General features: G+C 71.9%; 17 protein-coding genes and 2 pseudogenes. 15 read left to right on the top strand and 4 right to left on the bottom strand.

Going from position 1 to position 17,161, the window contains the following annotated elements:
* Positions 1–221 precede the first annotated feature (221 nt).
* Positions 222–1,448, bottom strand: coding sequence for a sensor histidine kinase (locus C6376_RS03905; protein WP_367881030.1), 1,227 nt, complete (start codon positions 1,446–1,448; stop codon positions 222–224).
* A 102-nt stretch (positions 1,449–1,550) separates the two neighbouring features.
* On the opposite strand from C6376_RS03905, the gene C6376_RS03900 reads away from it, so the two are divergent.
* The 5 genes from C6376_RS03900 to C6376_RS43685 all read left to right on the top strand — a co-directional run bounded on the left by C6376_RS03900 (position 1,551) and on the right by C6376_RS43685 (position 4,567).
* Complete coding sequence (locus C6376_RS03900; protein ID WP_107442108.1) at positions 1,551–1,991, top strand: ester cyclase; 441 nt, start codon at positions 1,551–1,553, stop codon at positions 1,989–1,991.
* On the top strand, positions 1,988–2,542 hold the full coding sequence (locus tag C6376_RS03895; protein WP_254075828.1) for a TetR/AcrR family transcriptional regulator: 555 nt from the start codon (positions 1,988–1,990) through the stop codon (positions 2,540–2,542). The genes C6376_RS03900 and C6376_RS03895 overlap by 4 nt, the downstream gene beginning before the upstream one ends.
* Before the next feature lie 58 nt (positions 2,543–2,600).
* Positions 2,601–3,443: an alpha/beta fold hydrolase gene (locus tag C6376_RS03890; RefSeq protein WP_107442107.1), complete on the top strand. Its 843-nt coding sequence runs from the start codon at positions 2,601–2,603 to the stop codon at positions 3,441–3,443.
* A 326-nt stretch (positions 3,444–3,769) separates the two neighbouring features.
* Complete coding sequence (locus C6376_RS03885) at positions 3,770–4,225, top strand: hypothetical protein (protein WP_254076330.1); 456 nt, start codon at positions 3,770–3,772, stop codon at positions 4,223–4,225.
* A gap of 126 nt (positions 4,226–4,351) precedes the next feature.
* A complete protein-coding gene (locus C6376_RS43685) occupies positions 4,352–4,567 on the top strand; it encodes a hypothetical protein (protein ID WP_159083147.1) in 216 nt (71 codons plus the stop codon).
* A gap of 293 nt (positions 4,568–4,860) precedes the next feature.
* Here the strand turns inward: C6376_RS43685 and C6376_RS03875 are convergent, their stop codons facing one another.
* Positions 4,861–5,883, bottom strand: a complete 1,023-nt coding sequence (locus C6376_RS03875; protein ID WP_107442105.1) for a DNA-directed RNA polymerase subunit alpha — start codon at positions 5,881–5,883, stop codon at positions 4,861–4,863.
* A gap of 270 nt (positions 5,884–6,153) precedes the next feature.
* Entirely contained in the window at positions 6,154–6,951 is a 798-nt protein-coding gene (locus tag C6376_RS03870; protein WP_107442104.1) for an AfsR/SARP family transcriptional regulator, read from the bottom strand.
* A 110-nt stretch (positions 6,952–7,061) separates the two neighbouring features.
* On the opposite strand from C6376_RS03870, the gene C6376_RS03865 reads away from it, so the two are divergent.
* From C6376_RS03865 to C6376_RS03840, 6 genes are all read left to right on the top strand, one after another.
* On the top strand, positions 7,062–7,595 hold the full coding sequence (locus C6376_RS03865; protein ID WP_159083146.1) for a peroxiredoxin: 534 nt from the start codon (positions 7,062–7,064) through the stop codon (positions 7,593–7,595).
* Positions 7,596–7,667: 72 nt separating this feature from the next.
* Positions 7,668–7,847, top strand: coding sequence for a hypothetical protein (locus C6376_RS03860; RefSeq protein WP_107442103.1), 180 nt, complete (start codon positions 7,668–7,670; stop codon positions 7,845–7,847).
* A gap of 73 nt (positions 7,848–7,920) precedes the next feature.
* Positions 7,921–8,454, top strand: a complete 534-nt coding sequence (locus C6376_RS03855) for a MauE/DoxX family redox-associated membrane protein (protein ID WP_159083145.1) — start codon at positions 7,921–7,923, stop codon at positions 8,452–8,454.
* Positions 8,455–8,469: 15 nt separating this feature from the next.
* A complete protein-coding gene (locus C6376_RS03850; RefSeq protein ID WP_107442101.1) occupies positions 8,470–9,021 on the top strand; it encodes a TlpA disulfide reductase family protein in 552 nt (183 codons plus the stop codon).
* Positions 9,018–10,850: an ABC transporter ATP-binding protein gene (locus C6376_RS03845; RefSeq protein WP_107442100.1), complete on the top strand. Its 1,833-nt coding sequence runs from the start codon at positions 9,018–9,020 to the stop codon at positions 10,848–10,850. The genes C6376_RS03850 and C6376_RS03845 overlap by 4 nt, the downstream gene beginning before the upstream one ends.
* The gene (locus tag C6376_RS03840) at positions 10,847–11,335 is read left to right on the top strand and encodes a S26 family signal peptidase (RefSeq protein WP_107442099.1); all 489 of its coding nucleotides are present in this window, start codon (positions 10,847–10,849) and stop codon (positions 11,333–11,335) included. Before C6376_RS03845 ends, C6376_RS03840 begins: the two co-directional genes overlap by 4 nt.
* A 4-nt stretch (positions 11,336–11,339) precedes the next feature.
* On the opposite strand, the pseudogene C6376_RS44995 reads toward C6376_RS03840, so the two are convergent.
* A pseudogene (locus tag C6376_RS44995) lies at positions 11,340–11,644 on the bottom strand (hypothetical protein).
* 281 nt (positions 11,645–11,925) lie between these two features.
* Between C6376_RS44995 and C6376_RS03830 the strand changes: the two are divergent.
* From C6376_RS03830 to C6376_RS44990, 4 genes and pseudogenes are all read left to right on the top strand, one after another.
* Entirely contained in the window at positions 11,926–14,046 is a 2,121-nt protein-coding gene (locus C6376_RS03830; protein ID WP_107442098.1) for a DEAD/DEAH box helicase, read from the top strand.
* Between the two features lie 195 nt (positions 14,047–14,241).
* Positions 14,242–15,555, top strand: coding sequence for a DUF4190 domain-containing protein (locus tag C6376_RS03825; protein WP_107442097.1), 1,314 nt, complete (start codon positions 14,242–14,244; stop codon positions 15,553–15,555).
* 147 nt (positions 15,556–15,702) lie between these two features.
* Positions 15,703–16,455, top strand: coding sequence for a GntR family transcriptional regulator (locus C6376_RS03820; protein WP_107442096.1), 753 nt, complete (start codon positions 15,703–15,705; stop codon positions 16,453–16,455).
* A 382-nt stretch (positions 16,456–16,837) separates the two neighbouring features.
* Positions 16,838–17,005 (top strand): annotated as a pseudogene (locus C6376_RS44990) (SPOR domain-containing protein); the annotation flags it as partial.
* Between the last annotated feature and the right edge of the window lie 156 nt (positions 17,006–17,161).

The raw sequence follows: 17,161 nt of genomic DNA, 5'->3' as shown, positions 1-17,161 counted from the left end.
GTGGGCCGGTTCGGGCTGCCGCTCGGCGCGAGGCCGGGAGTCTCACCTCCGGCCGGCCGGTCTCCCCCCGTCCGGGACGTGACCCGTGACCCGCGACCTTCCGGGCCGGGGCGTCGCCCGTACTGGGGAGAGCCGCGATCTGCGCGGGCAGCCTCGTCGTGTCCCTGCCGATGGTGGCCGCCCGATCGACGCACCGGAGCAATGGCCCGACCGCCTCCGGTTCAGTCCCCTCGTCTCATGGCGGGGAGGAGCGCCATGACCTCCCAGCCGCGCTCGGTGCGTGGGCCGGTGCGCAGTTGGCCGCCGAGGGCGGTGACGCGCTCGGTGAGGCCGACGATGCCGAAGCCTCCGCCGCGGGCCGCGTGCGGTATCGGGGTGCCTCCGTGCCCGTTGTCGCGCACGGTCACGCGCAGGGTGTCGTCGGCGTGGGTGAGGAGGACGGTGACTTCGGTGGCGTCGGCGGCGTGGCGCCGTACGTTCGTGAGGGCTTCCTGGACGACACGGTAGGCGGCAGCCTGCACTTCGTGAGGCAGGTCGCGGGGCACTGAGGTGTCACGGTGCAGTTCGGCCTTCGGGCCGGTCGGACCGCCGAATCGGTCGACCATCGTCGTGAGGGAGGTCAGGTCGTCCACCGGGCGGTTCTCGTCCGCCTCGAGGCGGGCCGCACCCCGCGGGCCTTCGCGCAGGATGCCGACGGTCAGTCGCATGGAGCCGAGCGCCTCGGCCGCGGCGTGCTCGATGCCCGCCAGGACCGGGTCCAGGCGGTCGGGTTCGGTGGTGGCCATCATGCGGGCCATCTGTGTCTGGACCAGGATGCCGGTGACGTGGTGGGCGACGAAGTCGTGCAGGTCGGCTGCCATGGCGAGGCGTTCGGAGCGGCGGGTCTCGGCGACCGCGACGCCGCGCCTGTGGTCCAGGGTGCGCAGGTAGACGCCGATGCCGGCGGTGATGACGGTCGGCAGCGCCACCACCAGTGTCAGCCCCAGGATCAGGATGTCGTCCCGGACGTCGTCGGCGTAGAAGCGCAACGGCGCCGCGATGGCTGCCCCGCCGGTGAGTACGGCGCACACGCCTGCCCACCGCGGTGGGCAGGCGCGGACGGTGATCATCAGCAGGCAGAGCAGGATTGCCACTTCACCGGGCCCGAACATGCGTATCCGCTCGGTCGTCGTGGCGACGGCGGTCAGTGCCAGGGACGCGCCCGCGAGTACGGCGGCACGCAGTTGCGGGGTGAGCCACGCGGGCCGGCGGGCGGGGGGCCACAGGACGGCCGCGAGGCCGAGCGAAAGGAACAGGCACAGCGGCCAGAGGGCCTTGCCGTTGGCGCCGGCGATGAACACGTCCGCGACGGCCAGCAGTACCAGCGAGGTGATCCCCGCCGCACGCAGGCAGCCCTGTCGCCAAGTCCGCGTCGTGGTGGGGTTGTCTGTCGCAGGCAGGAGGTTCACATAGGTCACCGTAGCGAGGAAGAACAGCTGCGTCGGCCGCTCGGTCCGACCTCTCTTCGACGGTCTCTGGGATTTCTTCTTACTTACCTGTAAGTTAGAAACATGACCACGATCCTGGCCGAAGCGGCCGCTACAGACGTCAATGCCGTTGAAGCGCTCTGCGCTCGATGGGAGAAGGCCTGGAACGACCACGACGGCGACGCCGTGGCGGCGCTGTGCGCCGAAGACCTGGTGTACGACGAGCCGGCGCTGGGCGAGACGGCGCACGGCCCCGACAGCATCCGCGCCTTCGTGACGCAGATGGCGCAGGCCTTCCCCGACTACTCGTTCACCCGCATGGGGCTGTACGGGGAGGTGACCCGGCGGGCCGTGCTGGTGGCGTGGCGCTTCTCGGGGACCCTCGCCGGCACCGATCAGCGCGTGGAATTCCACGGTGACGACCGTCTGGAGCTGGGCGAGGACGGGCTGATCCACGCCTACCGGTGCCTGTACGACCACCGCTTCGTGCTCAGCCAGATCGGCCGCGCGAAAGCCGGGAAGTGACCGAGCCCCGCCGCACTCGTAAGCCCGCGGCGGTACGGCGGGCCGAGATCATGGAGGCGGCCGACGCGGAGTTCGCCCTGAAGGGACTGTCGGGCGCGGGCATCGAGGGGATCGCCGCACGAGTCGGGATCTCGCACCCCCGCATCGTGCAGATGTTCGGCTCGAAGCGCGATCTGTTCCTTCACGTCGTGCACGCGGCCTACGACAGGATCGAGGCCGAGTTCGAGCGCGCCGAACCGACGCTCGGCGCGCTCGGCGACGCCTATCGGCAGCTTCTGCAGAGCCGGCACACCGTCGGCCTCGTCCTGCTGCAGGCCTACGCCGCGGCAGGCGACCCGGCAGTCCAGGAGTCGGTGCGACGGCGCCAACTCGACCTGCAGGAGGCCGTCACCCGTCTGACGGGGGCTGACCCGATGCAGGTGCGTTCCTTCTTGGCCACGGGTCTCGTCCTGACGGTTTCCACGGTGCTGGACCTGCCCGGGCGGCGCGCCGACACGGAGTGGTGCGCGTGGATCATCGGCCTCGCGGACCCACCCGCAGGCGGGCTGTGAGATCCCGTCCTGACCGGCATTACTGCCCCTGGCCCCCGCTCCTCCCAAAGGATGCATCATGACAGAACACCTCCGAATCCCCTCGCCCGCAGGCGTCTTCGACGCGATCGCAGCAGGTCCCGTCGACGGCCGTCCCCTTCTGTTCCTGCATGGTTTTCCCCAGACGGCCATCGTGTGGGAGGAGCAGGTGGCCGCGCTGGGCGACCGGGGTTTCCGTGCGGTCGCGCCCGACACCCGTGGTTATTCGCCCGGTGTACGCCCGGCGCATGCCGACGCGTACGGAGTCGGCGAACTGGTCGGGGACGTCCTGGCGGTGGCGGACGCGCTCGGCTGGGATCGCTTCGACCTCGTCGGTCACGACTGGGGCGGTGCCATCGCCTGGTGGACCGCGGCCCGGCACGCCGAGCGACTGCGCACGCTCACCTCTGTGTCCACACCGCATCCCGGCGCGTTGGGCGAGGCGTATCGCATCGACGCCGACCAGCGCCGGCGCTCCCAGTACCAGCAGGACTGGCGAAGCCCCGACACGGAGGCCCGCTTCCTCGCGGACGACGCCGCGCTACTGCGTTCCCTCTATCAGGGCAAGGTTCCCGACCGTCATGTCGACGCCTTCGTACGGCGTCTGTCCGAACCGGGTGCGCTCAGCGCGGCCCTCAACTACTACCGCGCCGACCGTCCCGACGCCGCGGTCGGGAAGATCCAGGTACCCGCGCTCTACGTCTGGGGGACGGAGGACATCGCGCTCGGGTCCACCGCTGCCCACGGCACGGAGGAATGGGTGAGCGGCCCCTACTCGTTCCACGCACTCCAGGGCATCGGCCACTGGGTCCCCGAAGAGGCTTCCGAGACTCTCACCAGCCTGATCGCCGACCACCTGAATCAGCACGGGCCGACGCCCTGAGGCGCAACGTCCGCTCCTCGGAGTCGGGCCGCGCGAGGGATCTCGAGCGACCGCCTCGCCAGGCGGGGCCGCTCGGATCGCTGGGCGTGTATCGAGAACGCCGTTCGCGGTGCTCATCGGCAGCTGCGGGCGGCGCTGGATGCACGAGCCGCGGGTGGTGCGCGAGATCCCCTCAGTCGAAGATTTGAACACGTTCAACAAATCTGACAAGGTATCTCTCCATGGCTCGCTCCTGTCAGTTGACCGGGACGGGCTGAGGGCGGGAGGTCCTGGTGGCGGGCGGAAGCAGGCTGCGTGCGCGGGGGGCGGCCCTCGGTGGCTTGATCATGGTTCTGGCTGGTCTGGCTGCGTGTGCCGGCCCCTATCAGTACTACGAGGGAACAGGGATCCACGACGCCACGACGACCGAGGTCGCCGGCGGCTGGGAAAACGTCGAGGGGACCCACGTGGTGCTTCGCAGAGACGGAACGGCTCTCTTCGAAAAGCTCGACGGGCAGGACTTCGACTTCGACGACGGCTGGCGCCTCTCCGGTCCGGGGACCTGGCAACTGACCGACGGCGGCGGCGGACAGGTTGTCCGACTCGCGCTGACGGCCCGGACCGGGGTGGAGAGCCGTTCCTCCGCGACGGCCACCGGCACCTCGGCTCCTGAACCCCCGTCGACATACGCGTGGTCCTTCTATGTGGACCGCGATCAGCACGATGAGTTGAAGCTGTTCTTCTTCTACGGCGATCCCGACATCGGGAACACGTACGTGATGACGCGTGAGGCAAGGCCATAGCCATTCGTTGATCGCTGCGACCGGCACAGTCGCCTCGTAACGGACCGTGAGCTTGTCATAGCGCGTGGCGGCAGCGCGGTTCCTCTTGAGACGGTTGATTCCGCACTCGAACGCACAGTGTTCGCGGTGGTCGACCGGGTCGAAGCGCGCGCCCGGCCGCCGCGGGAGCCGGTCTCCTGGCGGTTGCGGGCCAGGTCGGCCTTGTCCGGCATGGTGCAGCGGATACCGCGGCGGCGCAGGTGGGCGCGGTTCTGGCGGGAGGCGTACGCATCGTCAGCCCGCACGCGCGAGCGCGGCGGCGAGGGAGGGCTCCTGTTCGACCCGGCGGAGCAGATCGTCTGACGCGGTCATGGGACGGAACGTAACAGCGCCCTCTGACATCTGGTGCGGCCTGCCTGCGGACGACGCCGGGCGGCGCTGTCGGTAGGGCGTGGCACGACTCGGTCGTGAGTCGTGAGCCGTGTGCCGTGTGCCCTGAGCATGCGCCCTGACCTGGCGGTGCGGGAGGCGGCAGGCCCGCTGTGACGCCGGTCGGACGTGCAGCGCGGAAGGGGTCGGACTCTTTCGGTCCGACCCCTTCGTCGACCGCGGCGGGGAACGGTGTGGAGGTTCCCCGTCGCGGTGCGGTGCGGCGATCAGTACTGCTCGGTCTCCACGAAACCGGCGTCCGTGTCGTTGCCCGCGCCGAAGGCGTCGGCGGCGGCGGTCGGGTCGAATCCGGGCGGGCTGTCCTTGAGGCCCAGGCCCAGTCCGGCCAGCTTCGCCTTGACCTCGTCGATGGACTTGGCGCCGAAGTTGCGGATGTCCATGAGGTCGGCCTCGGAGCGTGCCAGGAGCTCGCCCACGGAGTGGACTCCCTCGCGCTTGAGGCAGTTGTACGACCGGACGGTGAGCTCGAGCTCCTCGATCGGCAGGGCGAGATCGGCGGCGAGCGCGGCGTCCGTCGGGGACGGACCCATGTCGATGCCCTCGGCGTCGATGTTCAGCTCGCGCGCGAGACCGAACAGCTCGACCAGCGTCTTGCCCGCGGAGGCCATGGCGTCACGGGGACGCATCGCCTGCTTGGTCTCGACGTCGACGATCAGCTTGTCGAAGTCGGTGCGCTGCTCGACACGCGTGGCCTCGACCTTGTACGTGACCTTGAGAACCGGCGAGTAGATGGAGTCGACCGGGATACGGCCGATCTCCTGGCCCACCTGCTTGTTCTGCACGGCGGAGACGTAGCCGCGACCGCGCTCGACGGTCAGCTCCATCTCCAGCTTGCCCTTGCCGTTGAGCGTGGCGAGGACCAGATCGGGGTTGTGCACCTCGACACCGGCCGGGGGCGCGATGTCGGCGGCGGTGACCAGACCCGGGCCCTGCTTGCGCAGGTACATCACGACGGGCTCGTCCTGCTCACTGCTCACGACCAACTGCTTGATGTTGAGGATCAGGTCGGTGACGTCCTCCTTGACGCCCGGCACGGTGGTGAACTCGTGCAGGACACCGTCGATGCGGATGCCGGTGACCGCCGCACCCGGGATCGACGACAGGAGGGTCCGACGGAGGGAGTTGCCGAGGGTGTAGCCGAAGCCCGGCTCCAGGGGCTCGATCACGAACCGGGAGCGGAACTCGTCGACGACCTCTTCGGTCAGGGACGGACGCTGAGCAATCAGCACGGGGTGTTGCCTCCAGTGGTATTGCGCCCGCTGTGTGACGCCGTTAGACCCTACGAAGGGTACGGGCCGTGCGGGCGATGAGACGGCCGTCGACACCGCCTTCCCCGCCACCGGGCCGGGCTACGGTGTCGCGGGCGCCGTCGAGAAGCTGCGCTCCGGCGGGTCCGTCGTGGGCGGGAGAGTCTACTCCGTCGCCCGGCGTGGCCGTCCGTCGACGTGCGTCGGTGTGCCCGGGACGGCCGGACATGCCGGGGCGCCGGACCCGGTGCGTCAGGCGGCCCCGAGGGCGCCGCAGCGGAAGATGTGGCGGTCCACGGGATCGTCCCGCAGGATCGCCCCGCGCAGATCCTGCAGCTCGCGGCTCAGGTCCAGCCCCAGCCGCGCGGTCATTCGTGCCCGCGCCGAGGACAGCACGCGCAGCGCGTCCGCGCGGCGGCCGCATTCGTAGAGCGTGGCGGCGCGGAAGGCCAGGAGCATCTCGTGCTCGGGATGCTCCGCGGTGAGGCGTGCGAGCTCCGCGGCGAGCGACGAGTAGTTGCGCAGCTTGAACTCCGCCGCGACACGCAGCAGTTGCGCCGAGATCAGCAGTTCGTCGAAGGCTGCGGCGACCCCTCGACGGGTCCGCTCGGAGGCGACGTCCTCCAGTACCGCACCCCGCCACTCGGCCAGGGCGGCCGAGGCCAGCCGTGACACCTCCTGGGGCTCGGTGCCCCGCTGGGCACGGTCGACCAGCAGGGTGAAGCGGTGCACATCCACCAGTTGCGGATCGCCGGTCAGGGTGTACGTCGAACCGCTCCGCACCAGCCGCACCGACCCGTCGGCGCCGCCCCTGCGAAGGCTCGCCCGCAGCCGGCAGACGTTCACATACAGGTCGGCCCGGGACCGAGGTCGTTCGTCCTCGTCCGACAGCAGATCGATCAGCCGGTCCATCGGCAGCGGCCGGCCCATCTCCAGCAGAAGTAAGCCCAGCAGCAGACGCTCGCGGCGGCGCCCGATGGTCCTCGGGTGTCCGTCGACGGTCCAATCAACTCTGCCGAGCACTCGAAAATATGACCCCGTGGCAAGCATGCGGTCATGGTGCTCAGCCCGTCATGTTCCTGGCAAGGTGTTGGCATCCTCCTGGCAGGCCCCTCCTTGCACACTGCTCCCAAGTGCAACCGCGCCCAGGGGGTCGAAACGTGCCATACGTCATAGCCGGTCTGGTGCTCGTCGGAGCCGTCTCTCTGCTCAACCTCGTCCTGCTCCTCGTCATCCTGCGCCGCTGGCAGGAACTCGAAGCCGTCCGCCGACGCGGCGACTTCGCGGCCCAGGGGCCCCAACCCGGGGACGCGCTCCCGGACTTCACCGCCACCGCGCTCAGCGGGCGGACGCTGACCCAGGACGACTTCCGCTCCGGGGAACTGCTGCTGGGCGTCTTCTCCCACGACTGCCCGTCCTGCACCGACAGCCTCCCCGACTTCGCCGAACGGGCCGACCGGACCCGGGCAGCAGGCGGCCGGGTCCTGGCCCTGGTGATCGGCGCCGAGGCCGGCGAGAGCAGTCTGACCGCCCGACTCGTCGGGCCGGCGGACGAGGTGGTGCCCGAGCCCGAGGCGTCACCGCTGTTCAGCGCCCTGCGGGTGCCCGCCTTCCCCACGATCCTCGGCTACCGGGACGGCGTCGTCGCCGCTCCCTCCGCCGCCGACCGCGAACCGGTACCGGCGGCCTCCTGAGCCCCGGTGCGACCGCGGATCGCGGTCGCACCGCGGAGTACGCACATCCCATCCCACAGGAAGAGGAGAACCATGCGCACACTCAAGGCCGGTGCGGGCCGTCTGATCGAGCGGATTCTGCCCAAGGCCGTGGCGGACGCGGGCTGCCCGCCGGACTGCTGGACCGAGTGGAGCACCAGCGCCCAGCGCTGCCGTCGCTGCTGCTACACCGGCGCGTGCAAGGTCAGCTGCGGAAGCTGGGACTACTGCTGAACCACGACGGGGCGGGCCGCGTGCGGCCCGCCCCGTGCCCGCCGGCCCAGCACCCCCTCATCCGGAGTCACTCTTGTCCGACCTGCTGCTCGTCTGCCGCCTGACCCTGATCTGCGTGCTGGCCGTGGCCGGTCTCGCCAAGCTGCGCGACCGTCGCCGATTCGCCACGGCACTCGGCGACCTCACCCGGCTGCCCGCCGCCGCCCGGCCGGCGCTCGCCGTCCTGGTGCCCGCGGCCGAACTCCTCGCCGCCGTGCTCCTCGCCGTGCCCCGGACGCTCACCGTGGGGCTGGCCGTCGCCGCCGCCCTGTGCGCGGCGTTCAGCGCCGTCGCCGTCACCACCATGCGGCGCGGCAGCTCCGCCGGCTGCCCCTGCTTCGGCAGCAGGACCACCGTGCCCATGGGTCCCTGGCACGTCGCACGCAACGCCGTCCTCACGCTGCTCGCGGTCCTCGGCGGAGTCATCGCCCTCGCCCACGGCACCACCGCCCCCCTCGACGCCCCGGCGCTCCTCCTCGCCGTCGCGGTCGCCGGCTATCTCACCACGCTCGCCGTCTTCACCGACGACCTCGCCTTCTTCTTCTCCGCCCGCACCGGCCAACGCTGAAAGGACGATCACAGAGTGAGCTACGCCATCGCCGGCCTCGCCCTTCTCGCCGCGGTCACCCTCGTCAACGCGCTCCTCACCGTCGCGGTCAGCAAGCGCTGGCGGACCATGATGGCCCCCGCCCCGGCCGCCGCCGCCCCGGGACCGCCGGCCCTCGCCGTCCAAGAAGGCGACCGCGCCCCCGCGTTCACGCTGCACACCCCCGGGGGCGAGGTCAGCGCGTCCACCCTGGCCGGCCGCCCCGCCCTCATCTGCTTCCTCCGGCCGGACTGCGGGCCCACCAGGGAAAGCCTCCCCGGGATCCAGCGGTGGGCCGAGGCGAACGCTCCGTCGGGCGGGCGGCTCGTCGCCGTCGTCAGCGGACAGCCGGACGAGGCAGGCCCCCTGCTCGAAGCCGTCGGCCCGCTCACCGGACTCACCGCCACCGACCCGCCGAACGGACCCGTCGCCCGCGCCTTCGGCGTCCGCCACCACCCCTCGTTCGTCCTTCTCGACGCCGACGGGACGGTTGCCGGGACGGGCATCGGCCAAGGCTCCCTGCCCGCGCTCGACCTCCTCACCGCATGAGCGGGTCCGCCACCGCCGGCCCGGCCGTAGTCCTGCGGGGACTCAGCGCCGTACTCGCCCTCACGGGGCGGTCCTGCCCCGGGGCCCTCGCCGCCCGCGTCGCCACCGTCGTCATCGCGGGTACCGCCCCCGTGGCGGCCTCCTGGTTGCTCAAGTACGTGGTCGACAGCCTCACCGCGGAGGGGTTCGGTGCCTCGGACCTCAACCGGGCCGCGGCCGGCATCGGTCTGCTCACCATCCTGCTCGCCGCCGCCTCGGCCGTCTCGTCCTACGCCGACGGCCGCATCCGCCGCGCCACCTCGACCCGGGCCCAGAGCGAACTGCTCACCGCCGTCAACCGGCTCAGCGGTCTGTCCAAGCTCGAGCAGCCCGCCTTCCACGACCGCGTCCAGCTCGCCGTCCAGAGCGCGCAGGGTGCCGAGCGACTGGTCGGCGCGGTCCTCCAGGGCGCCCAGAGCGTCCTCACGCTGGCGGGTTTCCTGACGAGTCTTCTGCTCGTCAGCCCCACGCTGGCGGCCGTCCTGGTCGTCGCGGCCGTTCCGGCCCTCTTCGCGCACCTGGCCAACAGCCGGCACCGCGCGGACATGTTCTGGCGCACCAGCAATCTCGCCCGCCGCCAGATCTTCTACCGGGGGCTCCTCACGGACAGCCAGGCGGCGAAGGAGATCCGCCTCTACGGCCTCGGCGGATACTTCGCGCAGCGACTGCGCACCGACCTCGACAGCATCAACCGGCAGGAGGAACGCCTCGACCGCCGCCTCGTCGCCTACGAGACGGCGCTCGCCGTCCTCGGCGCCGGCGTCTCCACCGGCGCACTCGTCTGGGGCGTGCACCAGGCGGCCGCCCACGTCCTCACCGCCGGTGACGTGTCCCTCCTCGTGGCGGCCCTCGCCGGCATGCAGACGGCCCTCCTCGGCCTGGTGGGATGCATCGCCCAGAGCCACCAGACGGCCCTGATGTTCAGCCACTACCTGCACGTCGTCCAGGTCGGGGACGACCTCCCCGCCCCGGCCGCGCCGATCGCCCCGCCGCCGCTGAGCCGGGGCCTCGAACTGCGGGACGTCTGGTTCCGTTACAGCGACGACGGACCCTGGATCCTCCGCGGGATCAGCCTGTTCGTCCCGCACGGCACCAGCCTGGCCGTCGTCGGTCTCAACGGGGCCGGCAAGAGCACCCTCGTCAAGCTGCTGTGCCGTCTCTACGACCCGCAGCGCGGCAGCATCCACTGGGACGGCGTCGACATCCGGGACTTCCCCGCGGACCGGCTGCGCGAGCGGATCAGCGTCGTCTTCCAGGACCCGATGGAGTACGACCTCACCGCCGGGGAGAACATCGGCCTCGGCGACCTCGGCTCCCTGCACGACCAGGGGCGCATCCGTGCCGCCGCCGACGACGCGGACATCCACACCGCCCTCACCCGCCTGCCGCAGGGGTACGACACCATGCTCAGCCGGATGTTCTTCCCCGACGACACGGAGGACAACAGCCCCGGCGTCCAGTTGTCGGGCGGCCAGTGGCAGCGCCTCGCGCTCGCCCGGGCCCTGATGCGTTCCGAACGCGATCTCATGATCCTCGACGAACCCGGCACCGGCCTCGACGCCGTCGCCGAACGTCATGTCCACGACCGGCTCACCTCGCTCCGCCGGGGCGCGACGAGCATCCTCGTCTCCCACCGCCTCAACACCGTCCGCGCCGCCGACGCCATCGTCGTCATCGCCGACGGAACCGTGCGGGAGACGGGCACCCACGAACAGCTCATGACCGCCGACGGCGCCTATGCCGAGCTCTTCACCACGCAGGCCCAGGGCTACGAGGAGACCGTCCGGTGACCGTGGCGGCCCCGCTGCTCCTGACCCTGGCGGCACTCCTCATCGCCGCCGCCCTGATCCTGGCGCGTGGACGGCTGGTGGCCGTGACCGTCCGCGGGTACAGCATGTCGCCCACCCTCATGCCCGGCGACCGACTCCTGCTGCTCCGCGGCCGACGCCGGGTCGCCACGGGCCGGGTGGCCGTCGTCGTCGCACCCCACCCCGAGCACGGCTGGCACACCGTCACGGGCCCGGCGCCCGACCTACGTGACGCGTGGTACGTCAAACGCATCGTGGCCGTGGCCGGAGAGCCCGTGCCGCGCTGGGCCGCCCGCTGTCCCGGCACGCACGTGCCGCCGGGGATGCTCGTCCTCCTGGGCGAGCAGCCGGGCTCGAGGGACTCCAAGCAGTTGGGCTACTGCCCCGAGGACAAGCTCATCGGAACCGTCCTGTTCCGCCTGCGGGCCGCCGCGGCCCCCGGTGCGCCCTCCTCGCTTCCCTCCTGAGGTCTCAGGCGCGCCGGGGCGGGGTCGGCTTGCCGAGGTCCAGGCTGATCTCGAAGGGCACCGGGCGCCGCAGCTCCCCTCGGAAGATGCCCGCGGGCGCGTAGGAGCGGGTGGGGTCGTCGAGTTCGTAGACGTGGACGACAGAGCGGTGACGAGGCGGCCGTGCCAGGCTCGCTGCGGCGACATCACGAAGACGAGGGCTCCGTCGATGAGCTCGGTGTGGCGTGGCGCCTCGGGGAGGCGGTCCAGGTCCTCCGCGAACCAACCTTCCGCACGCGGTGGGCGCATCCAGTCGGGCAGTGCGGCCATGGCTCAACGGTAGCGACTCGGTGCGGCGCGGGCCACGAGATCGTCACCGGTGCGGACCGGCCTCTTCCGGCGCTGCCGCGCCCGGCGCCGGTCCGGCGGACCACCGTGCGGGACGGCCGGGACGGCGGCGGCTGCCGACCGGGTGCGCAGGTGCGTGCCGTGCGCCGTCCGCCGTACCCCGCCGGGTCCGGGACGTCCCGTTCGATGCGAGCATGGGAGGTGTTCGGGTGCGCGGGTGAGGGGGCGGCGTGACGCGGGTGGGGGAGCTGTATGCGGACGGTATGCGGTTGCACGACGCCGCTTTCGCGCTGCGGACCGACCATGCCCGCGCGGTGGACGCCGTCCGTGCCGCTCACACGCCGCTCAGGGACGCGCTCGTCACCGCGGAGCTCGGGTCCATCGCGCTCACCCGGCTGAAGGACGTCACCGAGGGGCGGTTGCGGCTCGCGGCGGTCGAGGGGGCCGGCTTCGGCTCGGTCCGGGAGGTGGTCGAGGCCGGCCGCCACCAGCTCCGGCTGATCCCCGGCGTCGGCGCGCAGACCGCGGACCAGGTCCTCGCCGCGGCGCGGCAGATCGCCCGGGCGGTCGAGGAGACCGTCTCCGTGCGGATCGACGTCGACCACCCCGAGCCCGCTACCGCGGCCCTGGTCGGCGCGCTGTACCGGCTGGTCGAGGCCGGCCCCGAACTGCCCCGCGCGGTGGCCGCCGCCGAGCGGTACGAGAAGCGGCTCGGCGAACTGCTGCCCGCGGTCCGCCCGGCCACCGGTCGGCTGCGGCTGGCCCTCGCCGGGCGGCCCCGCCGGGAGGCCGCGCGCACCGCGGTCACCGAACTGACCGCCCTGGCGGCCGAGGCCGCCGAAGCCGGCGTGGCGCTGCACCTCGCGCAGGCCACCGCCGACCTGCTGCGCGAACCGGCCTCCGAGATCGAGCCGTGGGTCGACTTCGAGGTGCGCTCGGCCGAGTACTACAGCCTGCTGGCGGAGATCTGCGCCCACCCGTCGGACACCGCGGCCGCCGAGGGGTTCGTGCCGTCGGACGTGGCCGAACAGGTGCACGCGCAGCCGCTCGACGACACCCACCGCCGGGTCTCCCTGCGCGGCTACCAGGCGTTCGGCGCGCGGTTCGCGCTGGCCCGGCGCCGGGTCGTCCTCGGCGACGAGATGGGGCTCGGCAAAACGGTCCAGGCGATCGCCGTGCTCGCCCACCTGGCGGCCGAGGGCCACGCCCACTTCCTGGTGGTGTGCCCGGCGGGCGTGCTCATCAACTGGACCCGGGAGATCCGTGCCCGCAGCACGCTCAGGGCGGTGCCGGTGCACGGACCGGACCGGCGGGACGCCTACGCCGAGTGGCGCGAGCGCGGCGGCGTCGCCGTGACCACCTTCGACGTGCTGCACACCCTGCCCGAACCGGACGGCGGATCGCCGCCCGGACTCCTCGTCGTCGACGAGGCGCACTACGTCAAGAACCCCGAGACCCGGCGCGCCCGCTCGGTCGCGGTGTGGACCGGGCTGTGCGACCGCGTCCTGTTCCTCACCGGCACGCCGATGGAGAACCGCGTCGAGGAGTTCCGCGTCCTTGTGCGCTGCCTCCAGCCCGACCTCGTCCCCGCGATCCACGACAGCTACGCGGTCGCCGGCCCGCAGGTCTTCCGCAAGGCGGTCGCCCCCGCCTATCTGCGCCGCAACCAGAAGGACGTGCTCACCGAACTGCCCGCGCTGATCCACGTCGACGAGTGGGAGGAGCTCAGCGCCGCCGACGAGGACGCGTACCGGGCGGCGGTCGCGGCGGGGAACTTCATGGCGATGCGCCGGGCGGCCTACGCCGACCCCGAGAAGTCCGCCAAACTCCAGCGGCTGCGCGAACTGGTCGGGGAGGCCGCGGAGAACGGCCTGAAGACCGTCGTGTTCTCCTACTTCCGCGACGTCCTCACCGCGGTCCGGGGCGCGCTGGGCGACACCGTGTTCGGACCGATCGCCGGTGACGTCTCGGTCGTCCAACGGCAGCGGCTCGTGGACGACTTCACGGCCGCCGAGGGGCCCGCGGTGCTGCTCTGCCAGATCGAGTCGGGCGGCGTGGGGCTCAACCTCCAGGCCGCGTCGGTGGTCGTCCTGTGCGAGCCGCAGACCAAGCCGACCCTGGAGCACCAGGCCGTGGCCCGGGCGCACCGCATGGGCCAGGTCCGGGCGGTCCAGGTGCACCGCCTGCTGGCCGCGGACAGCGTGGACGGCCGGCTTCTGCGCATCCTCGAGAACAAGACCCGGCTGTTCGACGCCTACGCCCGCCGCAGCGACACGGCGGAGGCGACGCCGGACGCCGTCGACGTCTCCGACGACGGCCTCGCCCGCCGGATCGTGGAGGAGGAGCAGCGCAGGTTCGCCGGTCAGCCGCAGGACGCCGGGTAGCGCGGCCCCGCCCCGGGCTTACGATGCGCCCAGCCGTATGCCGGGCCGCAGCCGGTCGCACGTCGGTTCCGCCCGGTGGCCGTCCTGCGGCGATCGTGACACCACCTGCGTGCCCGCCCCACCGCCCCACCACCTCATTGCCCGACCGTCCGACCCGTCGCCGCCCGACCCGTCCGAACCAGGAGCACGGTACCCGTGTCCATACCTCCGCCCCCGGGGCCCCACCAGCCCCAGGACCCGTACCAGCCTCCGTCCCCGCAGGGCCCGTCCCCGCAGGGTCCCCACGCGCCCGGCCCCTACCCGCAGGGCCCGTCTCCCCAGGATCCGTTCGCCGCGCCCCGGCAGCCGCACCCGCACGACCCGTACGCCCAGGGGTCGTACCCGCAGGCCCCCTACGGGGCGGCGCCCTACCCGGTGTGGGGGCAGGGGTACAGCCCCTACGGGCGGTCCTCGGTCATCAACGGCGTGGCCATCGCCGCCCTGGTGCTCGGCATCCTCTGCTTCCTGCCGGGCGTGGGCCTGGTGCTCGGGATCGTCGCGCTGGTGCAGATCAAGAGGCGCGGGGAGCGGGGGAGGGGAATGGCGATCGCCGGCGCCGTCCTGTCCTCCGTCGGTCTTGCGCTCTGGGTCCTGATGCTGGCCACCGGCGGAGCCTCCGACTTCTGGGAGGGGTTCAAGGACGGCGCGCGCGGGGGCGCCGGCTCCAGTTTCTCGCTCGCCGAGGGCGACTGCTTCGACGTGCCCGGTGACGGCTTCGGCACGGACGTCTACGACGTCGACGAGGTGCCCTGCTCGGGCGAGCACGACGCCGAGGTGTTCGCCACGATCCCGTTGCCCCGCGGCGACTACCCGGGCGAGGACGAGGTGGTGGACGTGGCCGACGACAAGTGCTTCACGCTCCAGCACGCCTACGCGATGGATCCCTGGGCGCTGACCGAGAAGGTCGACGTCTACTACCTCACGCCCACCTCCGAGAGCTGGAGCTGGGGCGACCGCGAGATCACCTGCGTCTTCGGCAACGTGGACGAGGAGAGCACCCTCACCGGCTCGCTGCGCGCCGACGAGACCACCCTCGACGCCGACCAGCTGGCCTTCCTGAAGGCCATGGCCGCCGTCGACGAGACCCTCTTCGACGAGCCGGAGGATCTCCCCGAGGAGGATCTGGCGGGCAACCGGACCTGGGCCGGCGACACCGGGGACGTCACCGCCGCACAGGCTGCCGTGCTGGGCGGTCACACCTGGTCCGCGACGGTCCGGGCGCCGATGGCCGCTCTGGTGAAGGACATGCAGCGATCGAGCAAGGAGTGGGCGGCCGCGGAGAAGGCCTCCGACGTGGACGCCTTCTACCGGCACTACGAGATCGCCTACGAGGTCGTGGACGGCGACACGACCGTCACCGCCCGCAAGGCTCTGGGTCTGGCCACCACCCCGCCCGACTACGACGACGACTCCGGCGAGCCGAGCGACGGCACGCGCGGGGGCGGCGGCGACAGCGACCTCGATGTGTGATCACGTCCGCAGCGGGGAGAAAGTGCCTGGGTGAAGCGTTTCGCCGACAGATGTCATCACATCGAGTGATTCCCTGGCCTTTACTTGCAAGGCTCAACCCACGGTTGCCAGGCTGTAGCTGTCTGTACAACCTGATGGGAGTGGCCAGTGACATTCGGTGAGCAGCCGGCGTATCTGCGCGTCGCGGGTGACCTTCGCAAGAAGATCACCGACGGGTCGCTGCCACCGCACACCCGGCTTCCCTCCCAGGCGAGAATCCGCGAGGAGTACGGCGTCTCCGACACCGTCGCCCTCGAGGCCCGGAAGGTGCTGATGGCCGAGGGGCTGGTCGAGGGCCGTTCAGGTTCCGGCACGTACGTGCGTGAGCGGCCGGTGCCCCGCCGGATCGCCCGCTCCGGCTACCGGCCGGTCAGCGGCGCGACGCCCTTCCGGCAGGAGCAGGCCGAGGCGCACACGCGCGGCACGTGGGAATCCAGCAGCGAGCAGGCCGAGGCGGGCGCAGCCGTCGCGGAGCGGCTCGGCATCCAGTCCGGCGACCGCGTGATGCGCACCCGGTACGTCTTCCGCGAGGCCGGCGAGGCGATGATGCTCTCCACCTCGTGGGAGCCCCTCGCGCTCACCGGCCGCACGCCCGTCATGCTGCCCGAGGAGGGGCCGCTCGGCGGCATGGGCGTCGTGGAGCGGATGCGCGCGATCGACGTCATCGTCGACAACGTCACGGAGGAGGTGGGCGCGCGACCCGGTCTCGCCGAGGAACTGCTCGCCCTCGGCGGCGTTCCCGGACATGTCGTCCTGGTCGTGCAGCGCACGTACTACGCCTCGGGCCGCCCGGTCGAGACGGCCGACGTGGTGATCCCCGCCGACCGGTACCGGGTCGCCTATCACCTGCCGGTGAAGTAGCGGCCGTACAGGGCGGCGCGGTGGCGCATGCGCACCGACGGCGCACACCCCTGTGGCAGTTGCCTCCGGAAACCCCACGGGCCGGGCCCGCTCGCGCGCCGTCGGAATCCGGTCGTTTCCGGACGTTCCCGCAGGTCGCCCCCTACGCGCCCAGACCCCCGCCGACCGGACACATCGCGGCGCGCGCACGGCGCGTCCGGCCTCGCGCGCCCCCTGCGCCCTGGCTGGTTGCGTGCCTCTTTGTGTAAAGCCGTGTTCGCTGCGTGAAGGTAAGGCGTACGCTCGGGCATATGCGGATTGCGGTTTCCTTGAAAGGCGGCGCGCGCGGCGTGCCGCGGACGGGATCCGGGCGGTCGAGGGCGGGAAGGGGGCGTGCGGCGCGATGAACGACAGCACCATCTCTCTGCCTTGGCACGTGATACGGCAGGACGACAACGGCAACCGCTACCGCGTGGGCCGGTACGCGACCCGGGCCGAGGCCCAGAAGATCGCGGACAGCCTCGACGGTCGCGGCCACAAGCAGCTGTACTGGGTCGAGCGCGTCGGCCAGGGGCAGAGCCACGGGCAAGGTCACGGGCAGAGCCAGGGGCAGGTCCCGGCGCAGTCCCCGGGGCCGGGCCAGGTGCAGGCGCAGGTGCAGGCGCGCAACGGAGACGGCACCCGGAACTGACCCCTGGAGCTGACTCCGGAACTGAACCGCCTGCAC

Source organism: Streptomyces sp. P3 (assembly GCF_003032475.1).
Classification (GTDB): Bacteria; Actinomycetota; Actinomycetes; order Streptomycetales; family Streptomycetaceae; genus Streptomyces.
This window is presented reverse-complemented; position numbering and strand designations above follow the sequence as displayed.

What these genes read in the sequence shown, in the direction of transcription:
- C6376_RS03900 (WP_107442108.1), top strand. Translation starts at nt 1,551, where the DNA reads ATGACCACGATCCTGGCCGAAGCGGCCGCTACAGACGTCAATGCCGTT.
- C6376_RS03890 (WP_107442107.1), top strand. Translation starts at nt 2,601, where the DNA reads ATGACAGAACACCTCCGAATCCCCTCGCCCGCAGGCGTCTTCGACGCG.
- C6376_RS03885 (WP_254076330.1), top strand. Translation starts at nt 3,770, where the DNA reads ATGGTTCTGGCTGGTCTGGCTGCGTGTGCCGGCCCCTATCAGTACTAC.
- C6376_RS03870 (WP_107442104.1), bottom strand. Translation starts at nt 6,951, where the DNA reads ATGCTTGCCACGGGGTCATATTTTCGAGTGCTCGGCAGAGTTGATTGG.
- C6376_RS03860 (WP_107442103.1), top strand. Translation starts at nt 7,668, where the DNA reads ATGCGCACACTCAAGGCCGGTGCGGGCCGTCTGATCGAGCGGATTCTG.
- C6376_RS03845 (WP_107442100.1), top strand. Translation starts at nt 9,018, where the DNA reads ATGAGCGGGTCCGCCACCGCCGGCCCGGCCGTAGTCCTGCGGGGACTC.
- C6376_RS03830 (WP_107442098.1), top strand. Translation starts at nt 11,926, where the DNA reads ATGCGGTTGCACGACGCCGCTTTCGCGCTGCGGACCGACCATGCCCGC.